The organism is Lysobacter soli, from assembly GCF_009755585.1.
Taxonomy (GTDB): Bacteria; Pseudomonadota; Gammaproteobacteria; order Xanthomonadales; family Xanthomonadaceae; genus Lysobacter_J; species Lysobacter_J soli.
The window spans coordinates 1,323,534-1,343,199 of sequence record NZ_CP046603.1 but is presented as its reverse complement, the minus strand read 5'-3'; the positions used below and the strand labels follow the sequence as shown (position 1 = coordinate 1,343,199).

Below are 19,666 nucleotides of genomic sequence, written 5' to 3'. Positions count from 1 at the left end.
GCATTGACTTTCGCGACGAGCCGAATTCACGGCTCGTCGCGACAGAGGCTTCACAACGCCGCTTCGTGCACCCCCGCGATAGCGCGGCCTGACGGGTCGGCCATCTTCGCGAACGCCGCATCCCACGCGATCGCCGCCGGCGACGAACAGGCGATCGACTTGCCGCCGGGCACCGTCTGCGCGCAGGCCACGCCTGGGAAGAACTGCTCGAAGATGTGGCGGTACAGGTACGCCTCCTTCGTCTGCGGCGGGTTCACCGGGAAGCGGCTGGCCGCGGCGGCAAACACGCGATCGCTGACCTGCGCTTCCGCATGCGCCTTCAGGCCGTCGATCCAGCCGTAGCCCACGCCGTCGCTGAACTGCTCCTTCTGCCGCCACAGGATTTCGTCGGGCAGGTAACCCTCGAACGCCTCGCGCAGGATCGCCTTCTCGATCGGCCGCCCGGTCGGGCCCGGCTTGACCATCTTGTGCGCGGCATCCATGCGCATCGCGACGTCGAGGAACTCCACGTCGAGGAACGGCACGCGCGGCTCCACGCCCCACGCCATCATCGACTTGTTCGCGCGCAGGCAATCGTAGTTGTACAGCGCGTCGAGCTTGCGCACGGTTTCTGCATGGAATTCGCGCGCATCCGGCGCCTTGTGGAAATACAGGTAGCCGCCGAACACTTCGTCGCTGCCCTCGCCCGACAGCACCATCTTCACGCCCATCGCCTTGATGCGGCGCGCGAGCAGGAACATGGGCGTGGACGCGCGGATCGTCGTGACGTCGTAGGTTTCGATGTGGCGGATCACTTCCGGCAGCGCGTCGAGGCCTTCCTCGAAGCTGTAGGTGAAGCCGTGGTGCACGGTGCCCAGCGCCTTCGCCGCGACTTCCGCAGCCGCGAGATCGGGGGAACCTTCGAGTCCGATCGCGAAGGAATGCAGTCGCGGCCACCAGGCCTCGGTCGCATCGTTGTCCTCGATGCGCTTGCGCGCGAAACGCGCGGCGACCGCGGCCACGAGCGAGGAATCCAGCCCGCCCGACAGCAGCACGCCGTACGGCACGTCGCTCATCAGCTGGCGATGCACGGCCCGTTCGAACGCTTCGCGTAATTCCTGCTTCGAGACCTCGACACCGTGCGTCGCGGCGTGCTCGCGCCACGGGCGCTCGTACCAGCGGACCAGTTCGCCGACCTCGCTGTCGTAGTAATGACCCGGCGGGAACTGCGCGACGTTGGCACACGTATCGGCCAGCGCCTTCATCTCCGATGCAACGCACAGGCGGCCGTCGCGATCGTGCCCCCAGTACAGCGGGCACACGCCGATGGCGTCGCGCGCGATGACGAAGCGATCCTTCGCGCGGTCCCACAACGCGAACGCGAAGATGCCGTTGAGCGCGTTGAGCCACTGCGCGACGTCATCGCGCTCGCGATACAGCGCGTTGATGACCTCGCAGTCCGAGCCGGTCTGGAACGCGTATGCCGTCGCGAGCGACTGCTCCAGTTCGCGATGGTTGTAGATCTCGCCGTTGACGGCCAGCGCGAGCTCACCATCGGCCGAGCGCAGCGGCTGCGAACCGCCCGCCGGATCCACGATGGCCAGGCGCTCGTGGACGAGGATCGCGCCGTCGTCCAGATGCACGCCGCTCCAGTCCGGGCCGCGATGGCGCTGGCGTTGCGAGAGTTCCAGCGCGCGCCGGCGCAGGGCCTGCACGTCGTCGCCGGGTTGGAGGCCGAAGATTCCGAGGATCGAACACATCGCGGGATTTCCTTGAGGGCGGAGGGATGTCGAAGGGCCAGAAACAAAAAACCCGCGCTTTTCGGCGCGGGCTTCGTGGGTGCTTAGTGCGGTTGCAACGCGCTAATCACCGGCCCGCGGGAGGCTGGCGTTATTGCGGTTGTTATTGTTCAGGCCGGACATGGGCGCGCCGCCGCGCAGGGCGGCGATGGCGATGTAGGCGGTGGCCTGGATGGAAGACATGGCCCGATCCTGCTGGACGCGCGCGCCGCTTGCAAGGGGGCGGGCGCACGCCGATGCCGCCGTTCATCGGATAAGCTCGCCCCGGGGAATTCAAAGGCGACAGGCCCATGAGGAAGTGGATCCGACGCGTGCTCGTCGCGCTGGTGCTGGTGCTGCTGGCCGTGGCACTGCTCGGCTGGTGGCTGATGCGCGGCAGCCTGCCGCGCCTGGACGGCGAACTCGCCCTGCCGGGGTTGTCGGCGCCGGTGACCGTGCAGCGCGACGCCAACGGCGTGGTGACGGTCGATGCCGCCAACGAGAACGACGCCATGCGCGCGCTCGGCTACGTCCACGCACAGGAACGCTATTTCGAAATGGACCTGCTGCGCCGCACGGCCGCGGGCGAACTGGCCGCGCTCTTCGGCCCGGTCGCGATCGGCGTGGACAAGCAACACCGCGTGCATCGCATGCGCGCGCGCGTGACGCAGCACATGGACGCGATCCTCGGCGACAAGCGCGAGATGGCGCAGGCCTACGTCGACGGCGTGAACGCCGGACGCACCGCGCTGAAAGTGCGCCCGTGGCCGTACCTGCTGCTGCGCGCCGAACCCGAACCGTGGACGCTCGCCGATTCTGCGCTCACCGGCTACGCGATGTACTTCGACCTGCAGGACGCGCAGAACGAGCGCGAACTGGCGATGTGGCGCCTGCGCCCGCACCTGCCGCCGGCGCTGTACGCGCTGCTCGCGCACGACGGCTCGAGCTGGGACGCGCCGGTCGCCGGACGCCCGCGTGGCGATGCGACGCTGCCCGATGCCGCGACCGTCGACCTGCGCGAGCTGCCGATGCCCGAGAACGCGAAGCCGGCCGACGTGCCCGAGCGTTCGGACGTCGGCAGCAACAACTTCGCCGTGTCGGGCCAGCTCACCGCCGACGGTCGCGCGATCGTCGCCGACGACATGCACCTGGGCCTGCGCGCGCCGAACATCTGGTTCCGTGCGCGACTGCGCTACCCCGACGCACGCGCCGAAGGCGGCCGCGTCGACGCGAACGGCTTCACCCTGCCCGGCCTGCCGGCGCTGGTGGTCGGCAGCAACGGCCACGTCGCGTGGGGCTTCACCAACAGCTATGGCGACTGGCTCGACTGGAAACGCGTGCGCGAATGCGGCAAGGACGCGTGCGCCGGCGCGACGCGCACCGTCGAGACCATTCGCGTCGCCGGCAGCGACGACGTCGAATTCCCCGTCGATGAAACCGCGTGGGGCCCGATCCTCCATCACGAAGCCGGCGGAAGCGCGCTCGCCCTGCGCTGGATCGCCCACCAGCCCGGCTCGATGAACCTCGGCCTGGCGGATTTCCTGCATGCGCGCTCGCTGGACGATGCGCTGGCAGCTGCAGATCGCACGGCGATCCCCGCGCAGAACCTCGCCATCGGCGATTCGCAGGGCCGCATCACCTGGCGCCTGCTCGGGCCGATGCCGCTGCGCGGCGCCGGTTGCGATGCGACGCAGGTCGTCGAACCGGACGCCTGTGCACCGTGGCCGATCACCACCGCACACGGCACCGCGCTACCGGTCGGCACGGTGCAGCGCCTGTGGACGGCGAACTCGCGCGTGGTCGATGGCGTGCTGCTGGCGCGCGTCGGCGATGGCGGCTACGCCAACGGCGCACGCGCGAAGCAGATACGCGACGACCTGTTCGCGAAGGACCGCTTCAACGAGCGCGACCTGCTTGCGATCCAGCTCGACGATCGCGCGTTGTTCCTGCAACGCTGGTGGACGCTGCTGCGCGAACGCGATGGCGCGGCGAAGACGCCCGCGCTGCACGAGCTCGCCGGCGCCGCATCGACATGGCAGGGCCGCGCGAGCACGGATTCGACGAGCTACCGCATCGTGCGCGCGTGGCGTCTTGCCGTGCACGACCGCCTGCTCGATGGCCTCACCGCGCCGGCGCACGCCGCGCTGGGCGAGGCGTTCGAGATGCCGAACCTCTCGCACTTCGAGGGCGTCGCATGGCCGCTCGTCACGCAGCGTCCGGCGAACCTGCTGCCGCGCCGCTTCGCGTCGTGGGATGCGTTGTTCGAGGACGCCGCGCGCGAAGTGCGCGACGAACTGACAAAGGACGGCCCCATCGCGCGGCGGACATGGGGTGAGCGCAACACGGCGCGCATCTGCCATCCGCTGTCGCGCGCCCTGCCCGGTTTCCTGAAGCCGCAGTTGTGCATGCCGGCCGACGAGCTCCCCGGCGACAGCGGCATGCCGCGCGTGCAGGGCCCGGATTTCGGGGCGTCAGAGCGCATGGTCGTGTCGCCCGGCCACGAGGCCGACGGCATCATCCATATGCCTGGCGGCCAGAGCGGCCATCCGATGTCGCCGTTCTGGGGCAAGGGCCACGACGACTGGGTGCACGGCCGCGCGACGCCGTTCCTGCCGGGCGAGACGAAGTATTCGATGACCTTGGTGCCGGGGAAAGGCTGAGGCGCGTTTCCCAACCCCTCTCCCGCGAGCGGGAGAGGGGCTATAACCGCGGCGATCTGCTTCTAAGCCTCTCTCCCGTTTACGGGAGAGGGGTTCGGGTGAGGGCAGGCCCGCCCCTCAGTCCAGCAGCATCCGCTCGATCAGTTCGCGATACAGCCCCGGCAGACGCTGCAGGTCGGCGACGGATACGTTCTCGTCCACCTTGTGGATGCTCGCATTCACCGGCCCGATCTCGATGCACTGCGCGCCCAGCGGCGCAATGAAGCGCGCGTCCGACGTGCCGCCGCCGGTGCTTTCCTCCGGGGCGCCGCCGCAGTAGCGACCCAGCACCGAACGCGCCGCAGCGCGGAGCGGGCCTTCCGGCGTGTAGAACGGTTCGCCGCCGCGATGCCAGCGGATCGTGTATTCCAGCCCGTGGCGGCGCAGCACGTCCTCGCATTCGCGTTCGAGCTGCTCGGCGCGCCAGTTCGGGTTGAAGCGCAGGTTGAACAGCGCCTGCAATTCGCCGGGGATCACGTTGTTCGCACCCGTGCCCGAGTGGATGTTGCTGATCTGCAGGCTCGTCGGCGGGAAGGTTTCGAAGCCGTCGTCCCAGCGGCGCGCGGCGAGTTCGGCCAGCGCCGGCATCGCCTGGTGGATCGGGTTGCGCGCCTTGTCCGGGTACGCCACGTGCCCCTGCACGCCGATGACGTTGAGCGTCGCCGACAGCGTGCCGCGACGCCCCACGCGCAGCAGGTCGCCCAACGTCTTCATCGACGAGGGCTCGCCGGTGACGCACCAGTCGATGCGTTCGCCGCGCTTGCGGAAAGTCTCCGCAACCTGACGCACGCCATCGACGGCGTCGCCTTCCTCGTCGGACGTGAGCAGCAGCGCGACGCGGCCGGAATGATCCGGATGCGCCGCGACGAAATCCTCCAGCGCGACGACGAACGCCGCCACGCTGCCCTTCATGTCCGCCGCGCCGCGCCCGTACAGCACGCCGTCGCGGATCTCGGGCGCGAACGGATCGCTGCTCCACGATTCGCGCGGGCCCGGCGGCACGACGTCGGTGTGGCCGAGCAGCACCAGCGTCGGACCATCGGTACCGTGCACCGCCCAGAGGTTGTCCACGTCGCCGAATCGCAACGATTCGCAGCGGAAACCGGCCGCGCTCAGTCGACGCGCGATGAGCGCCTGGCAGCCGGCATCGTCCGGCGTCACAGAAGCGCGCGCGATCAGGTCGCAGGTGAGCGCGAGGGCGCCTTCGTCGGTCACGTCGAGATCAGCCAAGCGAACCCACTCCGAAGCGCTTCTTGAAGCCGTTGTCGCTGAAGCCCTGCGCGATCGTGCCGTCGTCGGCGACCACCAGCGGGCGGCGGATCAGCTGCGGGTATTCCTTCAGCAGAAGCTTCCATTCCGCGTCCGAACCCGGCGTCCTGCGGTTGTCGGGCAGCGTGCGCCACGTCGTGGACGACTTGTTGATCATCGCGTCCCAGCCGCCGAGCTTGTCCTTCCACTCCACCAGCGTGTCCGGTGCCTGGCGCTGGTCGCGGTAATCGACGAAGGAATACGCGACGCCGAAGCGTTCCAGCCACTTGCGGGCCTTCTTGCAGGTGTCGCAATTGTTGAGTCCGTAGAGCGTGGTCAAGGCGTTACTCCGCCAGACCGCGCAGCAGGTCGTTGATGCTCGTCTTGCTGCGCGTCTTCGCGTCGACCTGCTTCACGATCACCGCGCAATACAGCGAATGCGAGCCGTCCTTCGCCGGCAGCTGGCCGGAAACGACGACGCTGTACGGCGGCACGTAGCCGTAGGAAATCTCGCCCGTCGCGCGGTTGTAGATGCGCGTGCTCTGGCCCAGGAACACACCCATGCCGATCACGCTGTGGTGGCCGACGACGACGCCTTCCACCACTTCCGAACGCGCGCCGATGAAGCAGTGGTCCTCGATGATCGTCGGGCTGGCCTGCAACGGTTCCAGCACGCCGCCGATGCCCGCGCCGCCGGAGAGATGGCAATGCTTGCCGACCTGCGCGCACGAACCGACCGTTGCCCACGTATCGACCATCGTGCCTTCGCCGACGTGCGCGCCGATGTTGACGAAGCTCGGCATCAGCACGACGTCCTTGCCGATGTGCGCGCCACGACGCGCGATCGCGCCCGGCACGACACGCGCGCCGAGCTTGCGGAAGTCCGATTCGCCGAAGCCTTCGAAACGCGCGGGCACCTTGTCCCAGAACGGCGCGGGCGCGCCATCGACGACCTGCATGTCGTTCACGCGGAAGTACAGCAGCACCGCCTTCTTCAGCCATTCGTTGACCGTCCAGCCGCCCTTGCCATCGGGCTCGGCGACGCGGAACTCACCGCTTTCCAGGCCCGAAATCACGCGTTCGACCGTCGGGCGCGTCGAGCCTTCGATCTCGTCGAGCGTCAGCATCGCGCGGCGCTCGAACGCGCTGTCGATCATGAACTTCAGCTCGTCCACGCCCGGCGCGGCCGGCACCACCTTCTTCTTGCGCGCGGTCTTGCGGACGGTCTTCTTCTGCACAGCCATTCAACAGTCTCCTTCGAGGCAGGCGAGCAAGGCCTGGCGTAGCGCCTGCCGTTGCGTTTCGTCGAGCGCGCCTTCGCGCCCGTCGTGATGGGGATGGGTGATCTGGAACACGTCCTCGGCGCGCTCGCCGAAAGTCGCGATGCGCGCATCGTGCACGCGCAGCCCCTGGCTGCGGATCGCGTGCGTCACGTCGGCCAGCAGCCCCGGACGGTCGGTGCACACCAGGCTCAGCATCGTGCGCGTGCCCTGCTCGCCTTCGAGCGTGTCAAAGCCGATCTGCGGCGCGATGCGGAAGTGCTTCAGATGGCGCGGCTGCGCGCGACGCGCGGGCCTGATGCGGTCGAGGTCGCCGCCGAGCGCCGTGCCGAGGCGCTGCTCGACCTCGTCCGTCGTCGGCGGGCAACGCGGGTCGATCGGCACGACTTCGAAGCTGTCGAACACCATGCCGTTGGGCCCGTCGAGCACGCGCGCCTGCTGGATCGCGAGGCCAAGGCGATCGAGCGTCGCGACGATCGCGGCGAACAGTCCATCGCGGTCGGGCGAGTGCACGAAGACTTCGAGCGCACCGGCGTGTTCGCCGAGCGCACGCGCACGCACGCGCGTCTCGCCGACTTCAACGCCGCGCAGCGACGCCGCCTGCCACGCGATCTGGTCGGGACGGCCGCGCTGGAAGCCGATGTCCGGCATGCGCGCGTACAGCGCGTCGACTTCCTCGTCGCGAACGCCCATCGTCGCGAGCATCGCCCGCGCGGCATCACGCGTTTCGTTCGCACGTTCGTCGCCCGCGACCGGGTGTTCGAGTCCGCGGCGCAACGCCAGGCGCGTGGCGGTGTAGAGATCGGCCAGCAACCGGTCCTTCCACGCGTTCCACAGCTTCGGCGACGTGCCTGCGATGTCGGCGCACGTCAGCAGGTAGAGATGATCGAGGCGTTCGCGATCGGCGACCTTCCCGGCGAAGCGGTGGATCACCTCGGGATCGGCGATGTCCTGCTTCTGCGCGGTCACCGACATCAGCAGGTGCTGGCGTACAAGCCATTCCACCAGCGCGCCGTCGGCCTGCGACAGGCCCATCGTGCTGCAGAAGATGCGCGCATCTTCCGCGCCGAGTTCGGAATGATCGCCGCCGCGGCCCTTGCCGATGTCGTGGAACAGGCCCGCGAGCAGCAGCAGTTCCGGCTTGCGCAGGCGCGGCCAGACTTCGTGCGCGATGCTGAAGCGCTCATCCGCGATGCCCGACGCGAAACGCGCGAGATTGCGCAGCACGGCGAGCGTGTGCTGGTCGACCGTGAACACATGAAACAGGTCGAACTGCATGCGGCCGGAGACTTTCGCGAACGCGGGAATCCAGCGCCCGAGCACGCCCAGGCGTGCCATGCGTTCGAGCGCGTGCACCGGATGCGGGCCGCGCAGCAGCGCGATGAAACGCTCGCGCAGCGCGGGTTCGGCCTGCTGGAACGCCGGCACGCGCGACAGCGATTCGGCCAGCGCGCGCGCCGTGCGCGAATGCAGGCCGCGCACCGCATCGTGCGAGGCCCACACGGCGAACAGCGCGAACACGTCGTAGGCATCGCGCGGCCAGTGCGGGTCGCGCGCGCAGAGGTAATCGCGGCGTAGTTCGAAGGCGTGGTCGATCTCGATCGGCGTGCTTTCGCCTTCGATCTGCTCCTCGAACCGCTGCAGCAGGCGCTCGCCGATGCGCAGCACCAGCGCGGCGCTGCGATAGAAGCCCTGCATCATCTGCTCGACGGCAAGGTTGTCGGCGTTGTCGACATGGCCCAGCCGCTGCGCGAGCACCTTCTGGTAATCGAAACGCAGGCGCTCCTCGCGCTTGCCGGCCACCAGGTGCAGGCCGAAGCGCAGGCGCGAGAGCGCGCGACGTTCGCGTTCGAGCGTGGACAGTTCGTCCGCGCCGAACTGGCCGATGGCCACCAGCGATTCCAGATCGCCCGTGCCGACGATGCGCAGCGCCATCCAGCGCAGCGTCTGCACGTCGCGCAGGCCGCCCGGGCCTTCCTTCAGGTTGGGCTCGAGGTTGTCGGCAGTGTCTTCGTAACGCGCGTGGCGCAGGCGCAGTTCCTCGCGCTTTGCGGCGAAGAACTCGCGCGCCGGCCAGACGAGGCTGGGCGCGATGGCCGCCTGCAACGCATGCAGGTGTTCGACCTGCGCGATCAGCGGGCGCGCTTCCAGCATCGAGGTGAGCACGGTGATGTCGGCCGCCGCTTCGGTGCACTGCGCGGGCGAGCGCACGGCGTGGCCGACGGGCACGCCGCCGTCCCACAGCAGCGCGACGAAGCGCGACAACGCGTCGGCATGCGCGGCCTGTGCGTCCGGTTCGGCCAGCACCAGCAGGTCGACGTCGGATTGCGGGAACAGTTCGGCCCGGCCGTAGCCGCCGATGGCGAACAGCGCCAGCGGCGCGTCGGCGGGAATGCATGCATTCCACGCCGCGCGCACCTGCGCGTCCATCGCGCCCGCGCGCGCGGCGAGCAGGCGGTCGATGTCGGCGTTCGGGTCGGCGTCGAAGGCCTTGGCGAGGCCGGCGTCTACCGTGGCGATGGCCGCGCGGATGGACGCGGCCGGATCGGCACTGCCCTGCGCCGCCGAGGGTTCATCGACGGCGGAAGGCTCGCTCATAGATCGTTGTCGTCACCCGGCACGCGGGTGAGGATTTCCACGCCGTCCTCGGTCACGGCGACGGTGTGCTCCCACTGCGCGGACAACTTGCGGTCCTTGGTCACCACGGTCCAGCCGTCGGGCAGCAGCTTGGTGTAGCGCGTACCCTCGTTGATCATCGGTTCGATGGTGAAGGTCATGCCGGGCTTCAGCACCAGGCCTTCGCCGTTGCGGCCGTAATGCAGGACCTGCGGATCCTCGTGGTAGATCTTGCCGATGCCGTGACCGCAGTACTCGCGCACGACGCTGAAACGCTCGGATTCGGCGTACTGCTGGATCGCCGCGCCGATGTCGCCCAGGGTCGCGCCCGGCGTGACGGTGCGGATGCCGCGGAACATCGCCTCGCGGGTCACGTCGACCAGGCGCCGGGCCATGACCGAGGGATTGCCGACGACGTACATCCGGCTGGTGTCGCCATGCCAGCCGTCCTTGATGACGGTGACGTCGATGTTGACGATGTCGCCGTCCTTCAGGACCTTGGCGTCGCTGGGGATGCCGTGGCAGATGACGTTGTTGACCGAGGTGCAGACGGTCTTGGGGAATCCCTTGTAGCCGACGTTGGCCGGGATCGCCTTCTGCACGTTGACGATGTGATCGTGGCAGATGCGGTCCAGTTCCTCGGTGGTCACGCCCGCCTTGACGTGCGGCGCGACGACCTGGAGCACCTCGGCGGCCAGGCGGCCGGCGACGCGCATCTTCTCGATCTCTTCGGGGGTCTTGATGGTGATGGGCATGGCGCCATTATGGCCCATCCGCAGTCCGTTCAGGCTCTCCGGGTTGCCCGAAGTTGCCGTAACAGCCTGTTGCGGCTACACTTCCGCGGCTCAGCGACCGGCCTTGCGCCGATCCTGACGCCCACGCCAGGGCGAAAGCGCACCGGACCCGTCCGGACGCAGGCGAATACACACCCGCAGCCACACGTCGTGCCGGGGTGCCGGACGTCCAGCAGGACGCCTGGTTCGGCCACGAACGCTGCGGGGAGGCCCAACCCCGGAACCCTCGCCCCGGCCCTGCCGGCGGCACCGCCATCACACCGTGCTCTGTTCACGCTGGCGGCCGGTTCCACTGCCTGGAGTTACAAGCAATGCCCCAGATCACCATGCGCCAGATGCTCGAAGCCGGCGTCCACTTCGGCCACCAGACCCGTTACTGGAACCCGAAGATGGGCCCGTACATCTTCGGCGCCCGCGGCAAGATCCACATCATCAACCTCGAGAAGACGGTTCCGCTGTTCAACGACGCGATGAACTTCATCTCGGGCATCGCCCAGAAGCGCGGCATGATCCTGTTCCTCGGCACCAAGCGCAGCGCGCGCGAGGCGATCAAGGAAGAGGCCGAGCGTTGCGGCATGCCGTACATGAACCAGCGTTGGCTGGGCGGCACGCTGACCAACTTCCGCACCGTGAAGCAGTCGGTCCAGCGCCTGAAGGAGCTGGAAGCGGCCGAAACCGACGGCACGTTCCAGAAGCTGGTCAAGCACGAAGTGCTGGGCCTGCGCCGTGAGCGCGACAAGCTGGAAGCCTCGCTGGGCGGCATCAAGGACATGAACCGCCTGCCCGACGCGCTGTTCGTGATCGACATCGGCCACGAAGACATCGCGATCAAGGAAGCCAAGAAGCTCGGCATCCCGGTCATCGCCGTCGTCGACACCAACTACGATCCGGCCCTGGTCGACTACGCCATCCCGGGCAACGACGACGCCATCCGCGCCGTGCAGCTGTACGCCCGTGCCGCCGCCGACGCCGTGCTGGAAGGCAAGGCCGCCGCTCCGCAGGCCGCGTCGGTCCGCGAGGAAGACTTCGCCGAAGCCGCCGAAGGCGAGGAAGGCAAGGCTCCGCGCCGCGCCCCGGCCAAGAAGGCTGCCGGCAAGAAGGCCGAAGCGGCCGAGTAAGGACCGCGTCATGTGGCCGCGCGACGCTGTCGTCGCGGCCACATCCACGTTTTCGCGTCGGCGGGTCGATCCCGCCCACGTATTGAAATCGCAAAGGCGGGCCCTGCCCGCCCTTCACCATTCAGAGGTACCCCCATGGCAGAAATCACCGCTTCCCTGGTCAAGGAACTGCGCGAGCGCACCGGCGCCGGCATGATGGAGTGCAAGAAGGCGCTCACCGAGAACAACGGCGACATCGACGCCGCGGCCGAGTGGCTGCGCAAGTCGGGACTGGCCAAGGCCGACAAGAAGGCCGACCGCGTCGCTGCCGAAGGCCGCATCGCCGTCGCCCAGAACGGCGGCAAGGCCGTGCTGGTCGAGATCAACTCCGAGACCGACTTCGTCGCCAAGGACGAGAACTTCCTCGCCTTCGCCAACGCGGTCGCCAACGCCGCGCTGACCTCCGGCGCCACGAACGTCGAAGGCGTCAAGGCCGCCAAGCTCGCCTCGGGCGAGACGGTCGAGGAAGCCCGCGCCGCCGCGATCGCCAAGCTCGGCGAGAACATCCAGGTGCGTCGCATCGCGCTGGTCGACGGCAACAACAACGTCGCGGCCTACGTGCACGGCGGCAAGATCGGCGTGCTGGTCGAGGTCAAGGGCGGCGACGCCGACCTGGCCCGCGGCCTGGCGATGCACGTCGCCGCGATGAACCCGCCGCACATCAAGGCGTCGGACGTCCCGGCCGACTTCGTCGCGAAGGAAAAGGAAATCGAGCTGGCCAAGATGTCCGACAAGGACAAGGCCAAGCCGGCCGACATCCTCGAGAAGATCATCAGCGGCAAGATCGCCAAGATCGTCAACGAGGTCACGCTGTACGGCCAGCCGTACGTGCTGGACACCAACCAGACCGTCGAGCAGGTCCTGAAGGCCGCCGGCGCCGAAGTGGTCAGCATGCAGCGCCTGGCCGTGGGCGAAGGCATCGAGAAGGTGGTGGAAGACTACGCCGCCGAAGTCATGAAGCAGGCTGGCCTGGCGTAAGCCTCCGGTCCCTTCGGACAGAGAAAAGGCCGCGAGCGATCGCGGCCTTTTCCGTTTGCTGCGGCGCGGGGGAGAGGCGGCGCCGCCGGGGGAAGGTCTGGAGAAGCCGTCCGGGGCCTCTCCAGAAGGGATCTAGGCGGCAGGGTCCGCTTCGATCCGGTGGCGAGTCCCGTGGTTCCCGCCAGTACGCACCCTCCTGGTACGCATGAGTCGTGGCCGCCCAAGATGGACCGCCGAAGAAGTGCGCCATCCGTGGCGCGGAGACATCCGTATCCGTCGTCCTGATTCCTCTTCGTTCTCCATAACGCGCGCCGATTGCATCCCCCCTACCCCGTTCCGACCTTTTTTTGAGGTCGCAGGCTGAATGCGGCGCGGGACGCGGGAGGCCTTGGTTTTAGCGCCGCAGTTCTCCGCTCATGCTCGTCATTCCCGCGAAGGCGGGAATCCAGAGACGTTCCAGGCTTTCCGTGTGGGCCCCTATGACGGGCATCCCGACGCTTTGACCGTGTCGTGAGAGCGTGGAAAGTCCATGGATTCCCGCCTTCGCGGGAATGACGGTGAGGTGGGTTCGAGTGTGTCGGAGTGCCCAGCTACGGCGGGAATGCCGCTGAGCCATGGCGAACGCCCGCCGCTACGAGCGACGAACGCCCCTAAGCCATCCATCTCAGAACCGGTACGCCGCGCTCACCAGGTAATAACGACCGCGCGGGTCGTCGTAGGCGATGTCGTAACCGCCCTTCGCCGGATCGTAGTTGCGCGGCTCGCGATCGGTGAGGTTGTCGATGTTCAGCGACAACCGCCAGCTGTCGAACCCGGTGTACGCCAGATACAGGTCGGCCGTGGTCGACGACGGCGTGCGGCAACGCCCCGCCTGCGTGTTGAGCGTCGGGCACGTGCCCGCGGGCGATGCGATCTCCACCGGACCGAGCTGGTGCACATTGAGCGTGGTGATCCAGTCGCCGAACATCCACTCCGCCCCCGCCAGCACCGAACGCTTCGGCGAACCGTGTCCGGCGTAATCGAGTTCCGGTGCGTCCGGGCTCGCCTGTCGCGTCAGCGATTCAAGGTAGCTCGCCGCGAGCCGGAAGGTGAAACGCCCCGAGGATGCGGTATCGAGGCGGTACTCCGATTGCAGTTCCCATCCGTCCACCTGCGTGCGGCCCACGTTGGTGAAGTAGTCGTTGATCGCGACGAGTTGCCCCTGCTCATTGCGTTCGTGCGATAGCGGGAACGCTTCCGGATCGGACAACGCATCGGTCGTCACGATTTCGTTGCGACGGCGGATGCGGAAGCGGTCCAGGCTCACGTCGAACGCCTGCGTCGGCGCCCACACCAGGCCCAGCGTCTGGCTGCGGGAGGTCTCCGGCGCAAGGTCGGGATTCTCGATCGCACCGTGCGTGACGATGCAGTAGTCCACGCCCATGAAGTTCGTCGGAATCGCGCAGGGCGCCATCGCCGGCGTCGCTTCGACGACTTCGAACGTGCCGCCGGCGATGCTCGGCCGGCGCAGTTCGAACAGCGATGGCGCGCGATACCCGGTCGCCGACGTCGCGCGCACGGTGAGCGTCTCCATCGGCATCCACTTCAGCCCGAACATGGGCGAGGTTTCGCTGCCGTACCCCTGGCGGCTGTCGATGCGCCATGCGAGGTCGGCGTGCAGCCACGTCGCGACCGGCAGGCTCATCTCGGCATAGAACGCCGAACTGGTCTGGCTGTCGTCGAGCCGACTCTTCTGCGCGCCGAGCGCGACGTCGCCGTCGAGCATGCGCTGGTCGGGTTCGTTGCGCAGCGCATCGCGCATCCATTCCACGCCGAGCGCGGTCTGCGCCTCGCCGCCGGGCAGCGAGAACCACGAGCCGTTCACCGCGAAGGTGAACTGATCGAAGCGCGCCTCACCTTCCACTTCCACCCGCGGCGACAACGCGCGCAGCACGTCGGGCGGGTTGTCGGGCGAATTGAAGCGGTAGCTGTAGTCGACCAGCGCCTGCGACAGCGCGGCGTTGCTGATCAGCCCGTCGATCTGGTTGTCGACACGGCTTTGATGGTGCGACGCGCCCGCGCGCCACTCCCAGTCGCGCCACAGGCCCGACAGCCCCAGGTCCAGGTCGACCGTGCGCGACTCGCTGCGACTGCGGATCGGGCCAACGTCGAAGAAGGCGTAGTCCAGCTGCGTGGGGATATCGGGAAACAGGTTGTCCGGATGTCCATCCGGCATCGGGATCGCGCCGTGCAGCGGCGCCGCCTGCAGGCTCTGGCGCACCTGTCCGAGGCGAAGCGAGCCGTCGAATTCGAGCGTATCGCCGAGCGGCTGGCGCAGGCGCGCGTAGACCGCTCCGCTTTCCAGTTCCGGCTGCAGCGTCAGATAACGCGGCACGTCGAGAAAGCAGCCGCCGTTCGCGGCACGCACATCGTCCGGGCACGCAGGCTGGATGATTTCCAGGTCGAACAGGCTGAAATAGCCCAGCGGAATGCGCCGGTCGGCAAGACCATGGCGGCTCAGGTCGGCGGTACGCCACGAGCGCGCATCGCCCTCCAGGGCCTCGCGGTGGAAGTAATCGGCACCGAGGAAGAAGTTGCCGCCGCGCTTTGTTGCTTCGCCATAGCTCAGCGACAGGCGTCGCTGCTCGGCGTCGCCGCGCTCGGACAAGCCGTAGCGCGCGGTGACTTCGCCACCCTGCTGTTCCTTCTTCAGGATGATGTTGATGACGCCGGCCATCGCGTCGGCGCCGTAGATCGCCGACGCGCCGCCGCGCATCACTTCGATGCGGTCGACCATCGTGAGCGGAATGCCGTTGAGGTCGGTCAGGCCGCCAAGGTCGGCCGATGCAAGGCCGTAGTTCGCTACGCGACGTCCGTCGATCAGGATCAGTGTCGCGCGCGGGCCCAGGCCGTAGAGGCTCGTCGTCGCCGCGGCGGCGAAGGGCTGCTGCGAGTTGAAGCTGCCGTCGGTCGCCACGTCCACCGGATGGTGGCTGATCATGCCGGGCTGGTAGCTCAGCAGTTCGAACACCGTCTGGTAGCCGCTCGCCTCGATCTGCGCGCGGCTGATGCGCGTGAGCGGCGCGGGCGTGACGACGTCGATCGACGCGCGCGGAATGTGCGTGCCGGTCACTTCCACCGTCGCCAGTTCGACAGGCTCGCGCACTGGCGCGGGCACCGGGGGCGCAACCTCAAGCGCCGGCGCGCGTTCGATCAGGAACGTGTTCGGCGTGACCTGTACGGCGTGCAGATCGCTGCCTTGCAACAGCACGTCGAGTGCGCGCGCCGCCGGCAGGTCGGCCTGCAGGCCGGACGATCGGCGTTCGCCGACCAGCGCGGGCGCATACATCAACTGTACGCGGCCCTGCGTGGCGAGCGTCTGCAATGCGTGGTCGAGGCTGCCGGCCGGAATGACGAAGCGTACGGACGCGGGCGACGTCGACTCCGCGGCGCACACCGGCGCCGCCGCGCAGGCCATCGAGAGGGCTCCGGCAATGGCGAGGGCGAGTCGGAACTTCCTGGCCATTGGCGATTGCGCGAGTCAACGTGAAAGTTGCTCACACGATACGAGAGCGCGGCTTCGCCGCGCAACGTTTGTTTAACGATCCCGCTGCGAAAGCAATGCCGCCGTTCGCTTGACCGCTACCGGCAGGAGCGTCGTACGCGTCAGTTGTCGCGACGATGCAGCACGATCTCGTCCGCTCCGCGACGTTCGGCACGCAGCGACCAGCCGCGCTCCAGCACCGCCACCAGCGCATCCTGGTCGCCGGCGTGGAAGACGCCACTCACGGTGAGCCCGCCGAGCGCCGGATCGGCCAGCCGCACCTGCTGCTTCGAATACTTGTTCATCTCCGCCAGCAGCTCGTCCAGGCGGCGCTGCTTGAACACCAGGTCGCCCTGCGGCCAGGCGCGCGCGCTCGCCACGTCCAGCGGCGCCTTCGGACCGATGCGGCCAGTGGCATCCACGCTCACCGCCTCACCAGGCGCCAGGCGCGCGACGGTGCGATCGCCCGTCGTGCTCACGTCGACGCGGCCTTCGAGCAGCCCTACGTCCACCGCGCCCTCGCGCCGAGCGACCTGGAAGGTCGTGCCGACGTCGCGCACGACGCTCAGGCCGGCCTTCACCAGGAACGGCCGCTGAGCATCGACGCCGACGACGAACTGCGCACGGCCGCGCTCGAGTTCGACGACGCGTTCGCGCGAATCGAACGTGGCCGTGAGCTGCGTGCCGGTGTCGAGCAGTACGACGGTGCCGTCGGCGAGCGTCACTTCGCTCTGCTCGCCCGTCGTGGTGGCGTAGCGATGCGAAGTCGCGGCGGTTTCCGGCTCGTAGCGCCACCAGATCGCCGCCACGGCGACCACCAGCACCGCGGCAGCGGCAGCCGGCAGCCACGCGTTGAACGGGCGCGCGGGCGTGCGGCGGATGGCGCGCGTGGTCGCGCGAAGCATCTCGTCGGAGCGCAGTTGCGCCGACAGCGCCTGCACGCGCTCCATTTCCAGCCACGCTTCGATGTTCCGCGGCGATTGCGCCAGCCAGTCCTCGAAGGCTGCCCGGTCGGCCGGCGTGCAGTCGGGCGCCATCAGGCGCGCCATCCACGCTTCAGCCTCGCCGTCGGCCGGCTGCCACGTCCGTGTGTTCATGTGCGTTCCTCGCGATCGGCGCCTTCGCTGCGCAGCTTCGTACGCAGCAGCGACAGCGCCTTTCCGATGTGCTTCTCGACGGCCTTCACCGAGATCCCGCAGTGCTGCGCGATCTGGCTGTAACTCAGCCCATCGATGCGGTTGAGCAGGTACACCTGCCGGCAGCGCTCCGGCAGTTGCAGGATCGCCGCGCGCACCAGCGCCAGTTCCTGTTCGTGCCCGATGCGCGTCTCGTGGGTGGGTTCCAGCGACGGCAGGCCGACGAAATCCTGGTCCAGGCTCACGTGCGCGAAGACCTGCCGCGTCGAATCGCGGCGACCGCGGTCGTGGATCACGTTGATGGCGATGCGGTACATCAGCGGACGCAGCTGTTCGACCGGCTGCGCGCGGTAACGCATGAGGCGCACCAGCGCTTCCTGCGCGACGTCCTGGGCGTCGTCGTCGCCGATGCGGCGGCTCAGCCACGCGACCAGCATCGGACGGTGTTCGCGCAGGAACTGGTCGAAGCCGTCCCCACCCGCGCCGGTCGCGGCGTGGGCGTCCTCGTCCTGGCTGGATCGCATCGCGCCTGACGGGGTCATGCCGATCGCCTTGCCGTGCGGCAGGGCCAGCCCGAAGGCCGAGAACGATTCGAACGCATGGTAGGGACCGGCGGCTCCAGCGGGGACGGGTTCGGCGCGGTCCGGATCGCCCCACTTCCAGCCCGCTTGCACATCGGAAAGCAGGCCCTCATCACCGGACAGCACTTCGCTCAAGGCGAATTTGTAGCATGCGCGCGCCGCCCATGCGGAGGCCTCGGCCGCCGTCGGGGCATCCGGATCCGTCATGAGTGGGTGGTGCGCGCGTCCGTCCATGCCAGATCAACGCAGGCCGCCGCCCCTACCCCACCGCCCACGGCCGTGTCCGTTCAGCTCTGCAACGCGGTTCTCATTGGCTCGAGCCATCGGGAATAACGGCGCCATTTGGGTTCCGCGCGGCTGAGCACGCCTTCACGAACCTGCACGGCGCTGGCCGTGGCGACGCCGCGGCCTTCGCCACGCGGGTCGAGCATGGCCGGCATGAAGTCCAGCCCGCAGAAGGCGGCGACCTGGCGCATCACCGGCTCGGGGTCGGCGGTCAGGGCCGCGTAGTCGACGTCGAGCACGCGCCCGGGGAAGCGCGCCTGCCAGTGCGCCATCAGGCGCTGGTACTGCGCGTGGTAGTCGGCCAGTTCGTGCTGCCCGTAGGAATGCGGGTTCGCGTTGGAGAACAGCTCGCGCAGGTTGGAGAAACACGTCTCCATCGGGTCCCGCCGCATGTGGAGGATCTTCGCGTTGGGCAGCGCGCGGCAGATATGGCCGATGTGGAAGAAATTGGTCGGCAGCTTGTCGATGAACGCGGTCGCGCCGTCGAGCCGCCAGGCGACCCCGTCGAGGTAACCACGCCCGACCCCGGCGAAATCGACGTCGCGCGCACGCTTCACGACGGCCGTGTCGATCACGCCGCGGCAATGCCGATCGGTGGCTTCGCGCATGCGCGAAGTGAAGTCGTACAACTCCCCCAGTGCCGCGACATCCGGATGCGCCGCGAGCAGCTGTTCGAGCAGCGTCGTGCCCGAGCGGTGCATGCCGACGATGAAAATCGGCGTGGCGTCGTCCATCGCGACGGAATGCGTCGCCGGCGAGGTCGGCGCGGCGATGAGCGCGTCCACCAGCGCAGCGGTTTCCGACGCCGAGTAGCGCAACGTCGAGCGCTTGGCGCGGCAGCCCAGCTCCAGCGCCTGCCAGGCCGCGGCGGCGTCGCCGAGGTCGTCGTATTCCTTGTGCAGCGCGAACGCGAGCAGCGCGACGTCGTCCGCGCGACGGCCCGGGCGCGCCAGTTGCGCGCGGATCGCGTCGACGTGGTTCGACTCCGGCGTCTGCCTGCGCAGGCGGGATAAGGCCCACCATGCCGAGGCGAGTTCCGGCGCGCGTCGCGCGCAGCGCATCAGATCGGCTTCGGCCTCGTCGAAACGGCCCAGGTAGGTGAGCACCTGCCCGCGCGACACCAGCGTCGGCGGGTAATCGGGATCGCCCCGCCTGGCTTCGTCCAGCAGCGCGAGCGCTTCTTGCTGGCGATTGAGGTAACTCAACTGCGCGGCCATGGTCAGCAGCAGCGGAATGTCGACCTCGCGCAGCGGTGGCAGGCGCTGGAGGATGTCGCGGATCGCGCCGGCTTCGTTGAACGTGCGCAGCCGGCGCACGAGTTCCTGCAGCGACGCCTCGTTCCGTGGCTTGAGCGCGTGCGCGCGCAATGCGGCTTCGCGCGCGGCGCGGTAATGGCCGTCCAGGGATTCGACGTACGACAACTGCAACGACGCGCGCGCATCGTCGGGCGCGAGCGTCTGCGCGGCGTGCAGCGCCTGGCGCGCCTGGGCGAAATCGCGCTGCGCGGCCATCCGCTCGGCGCGTTCCAGCAGGGAATCGATGCTCTGGCTCATCTCTCTCGAAAAAAGCCGCGGCCGCCCCGTGCCTGTGCACGAGGCGGCCGCGGCGCACT

The 19,666-nt window shown here is 68.5% G+C and carries 13 protein-coding genes; 3 read left to right on the top strand and 10 right to left on the bottom strand.

Features of this window, described 5'->3' with window-relative positions; all coding sequences use genetic code 11:
- Nucleotides 1-50: 50 nt before the first annotated feature.
- Nucleotides 51-1,739: an asparagine synthase B gene (gene asnB / locus GOY17_RS06165; RefSeq protein WP_157029714.1), complete on the bottom strand. Its 1,689-nt coding sequence runs from the start codon at nt 1,737-1,739 to the stop codon at nt 51-53.
- Between the two features lie 329 nt (nt 1,740-2,068).
- Between asnB and GOY17_RS06160 the strand changes: the two genes are divergently transcribed.
- On the top strand, nt 2,069-4,417 hold the full coding sequence (locus GOY17_RS06160) for a penicillin acylase family protein (protein ID WP_157029713.1): 2,349 nt from the start codon (nt 2,069-2,071) through the stop codon (nt 4,415-4,417).
- Between the two features lie 117 nt (nt 4,418-4,534).
- On the opposite strand, the gene dapE is transcribed toward GOY17_RS06160, so the two are convergent.
- The 5 genes from dapE to map are packed head-to-tail and all read right to left on the bottom strand — an operon-like array spanning nt 4,535 to nt 10,355.
- Nucleotides 4,535-5,671 carry a succinyl-diaminopimelate desuccinylase gene (gene dapE, locus GOY17_RS06155; RefSeq protein WP_157031615.1) on the bottom strand — a complete coding sequence of 379 codons (1,137 nt, stop codon included), beginning with the start codon at nt 5,669-5,671 and terminating at the stop codon, nt 4,535-4,537.
- 7 nt (nt 5,672-5,678) lie between these two features.
- On the bottom strand, nt 5,679-6,044 hold the full coding sequence (locus tag GOY17_RS06150; protein WP_115840819.1) for a Spx/MgsR family RNA polymerase-binding regulatory protein: 366 nt from the start codon (nt 6,042-6,044) through the stop codon (nt 5,679-5,681).
- Between the two features lie 4 nt (nt 6,045-6,048).
- On the bottom strand, nt 6,049-6,948 hold the full coding sequence (gene dapD / locus GOY17_RS06145; RefSeq protein WP_157029712.1) for a 2,3,4,5-tetrahydropyridine-2,6-dicarboxylate N-succinyltransferase: 900 nt from the start codon (nt 6,946-6,948) through the stop codon (nt 6,049-6,051).
- Nucleotides 6,949-9,582, bottom strand: coding sequence for a [protein-PII] uridylyltransferase (glnD, locus tag GOY17_RS06140; RefSeq protein ID WP_157029711.1), 2,634 nt, complete (start codon nt 9,580-9,582; stop codon nt 6,949-6,951).
- Nucleotides 9,579-10,355 carry a type I methionyl aminopeptidase gene (map, locus tag GOY17_RS06135; protein ID WP_157029710.1) on the bottom strand — a complete coding sequence of 259 codons (777 nt, stop codon included), beginning with the start codon at nt 10,353-10,355 and terminating at the stop codon, nt 9,579-9,581. The genes glnD and map overlap by 4 nt, the downstream gene beginning before the upstream one ends.
- A 350-nt stretch (nt 10,356-10,705) precedes the next feature.
- On the opposite strand from map, the gene rpsB reads away from it, so the two are divergent.
- A complete protein-coding gene (gene rpsB, locus GOY17_RS06130) occupies nt 10,706-11,512 on the top strand; it encodes a 30S ribosomal protein S2 (protein WP_115840822.1) in 807 nt (268 codons plus the stop codon).
- A gap of 135 nt (nt 11,513-11,647) precedes the next feature.
- The gene (gene tsf / locus GOY17_RS06125; protein ID WP_115840823.1) at nt 11,648-12,529 is read left to right on the top strand and encodes a translation elongation factor Ts; all 882 of its coding nucleotides are present in this window, start codon (nt 11,648-11,650) and stop codon (nt 12,527-12,529) included.
- A 664-nt stretch (nt 12,530-13,193) separates the two neighbouring features.
- Here tsf and GOY17_RS06120 read toward each other — a convergent pair.
- The 4 genes from GOY17_RS06120 to GOY17_RS06105 form a co-directional block, all read right to left on the bottom strand.
- The gene (locus tag GOY17_RS06120) at nt 13,194-16,034 is read right to left on the bottom strand and encodes a TonB-dependent receptor (RefSeq protein ID WP_157029709.1); all 2,841 of its coding nucleotides are present in this window, start codon (nt 16,032-16,034) and stop codon (nt 13,194-13,196) included.
- A 140-nt stretch (nt 16,035-16,174) separates the two neighbouring features.
- A complete protein-coding gene (locus GOY17_RS06115) occupies nt 16,175-17,149 on the bottom strand; it encodes a FecR family protein (RefSeq protein WP_157029708.1) in 975 nt (324 codons plus the stop codon).
- Nucleotides 17,146-17,895, bottom strand: a complete 750-nt coding sequence (locus tag GOY17_RS06110; RefSeq protein ID WP_332310580.1) for an RNA polymerase sigma factor — start codon at nt 17,893-17,895, stop codon at nt 17,146-17,148. The genes GOY17_RS06115 and GOY17_RS06110 overlap by 4 nt, the downstream gene beginning before the upstream one ends.
- Nucleotides 17,896-18,056: 161 nt before the next feature.
- Nucleotides 18,057-19,607: a tetratricopeptide repeat-containing sulfotransferase family protein gene (locus tag GOY17_RS06105; protein WP_157029707.1), complete on the bottom strand. Its 1,551-nt coding sequence runs from the start codon at nt 19,605-19,607 to the stop codon at nt 18,057-18,059.
- Nucleotides 19,608-19,666 lie beyond the last annotated feature (59 nt).

Coding starts and splice junctions, on each gene's coding strand:
- asnB (WP_157029714.1), bottom strand. CDS start 1,739: ATGTGTTCGATCCTCGGAATCTTCGGCCTCCAACCCGGCGACGACGTG.
- GOY17_RS06160 (WP_157029713.1), top strand. CDS start 2,069: ATGAGGAAGTGGATCCGACGCGTGCTCGTCGCGCTGGTGCTGGTGCTG.
- dapD (WP_157029712.1), bottom strand. CDS start 6,948: ATGGCTGTGCAGAAGAAGACCGTCCGCAAGACCGCGCGCAAGAAGAAG.
- glnD (WP_157029711.1), bottom strand. CDS start 9,582: ATGAGCGAGCCTTCCGCCGTCGATGAACCCTCGGCGGCGCAGGGCAGT.
- map (WP_157029710.1), bottom strand. CDS start 10,355: ATGCCCATCACCATCAAGACCCCCGAAGAGATCGAGAAGATGCGCGTC.
- rpsB (WP_115840822.1), top strand. CDS start 10,706: ATGCCCCAGATCACCATGCGCCAGATGCTCGAAGCCGGCGTCCACTTC.
- tsf (WP_115840823.1), top strand. CDS start 11,648: ATGGCAGAAATCACCGCTTCCCTGGTCAAGGAACTGCGCGAGCGCACC.
- GOY17_RS06120 (WP_157029709.1), bottom strand. CDS start 16,034: ATGGCCAGGAAGTTCCGACTCGCCCTCGCCATTGCCGGAGCCCTCTCG.
- GOY17_RS06115 (WP_157029708.1), bottom strand. CDS start 17,149: ATGAACACACGGACGTGGCAGCCGGCCGACGGCGAGGCTGAAGCGTGG.
- GOY17_RS06105 (WP_157029707.1), bottom strand. CDS start 19,607: ATGAGCCAGAGCATCGATTCCCTGCTGGAACGCGCCGAGCGGATGGCC.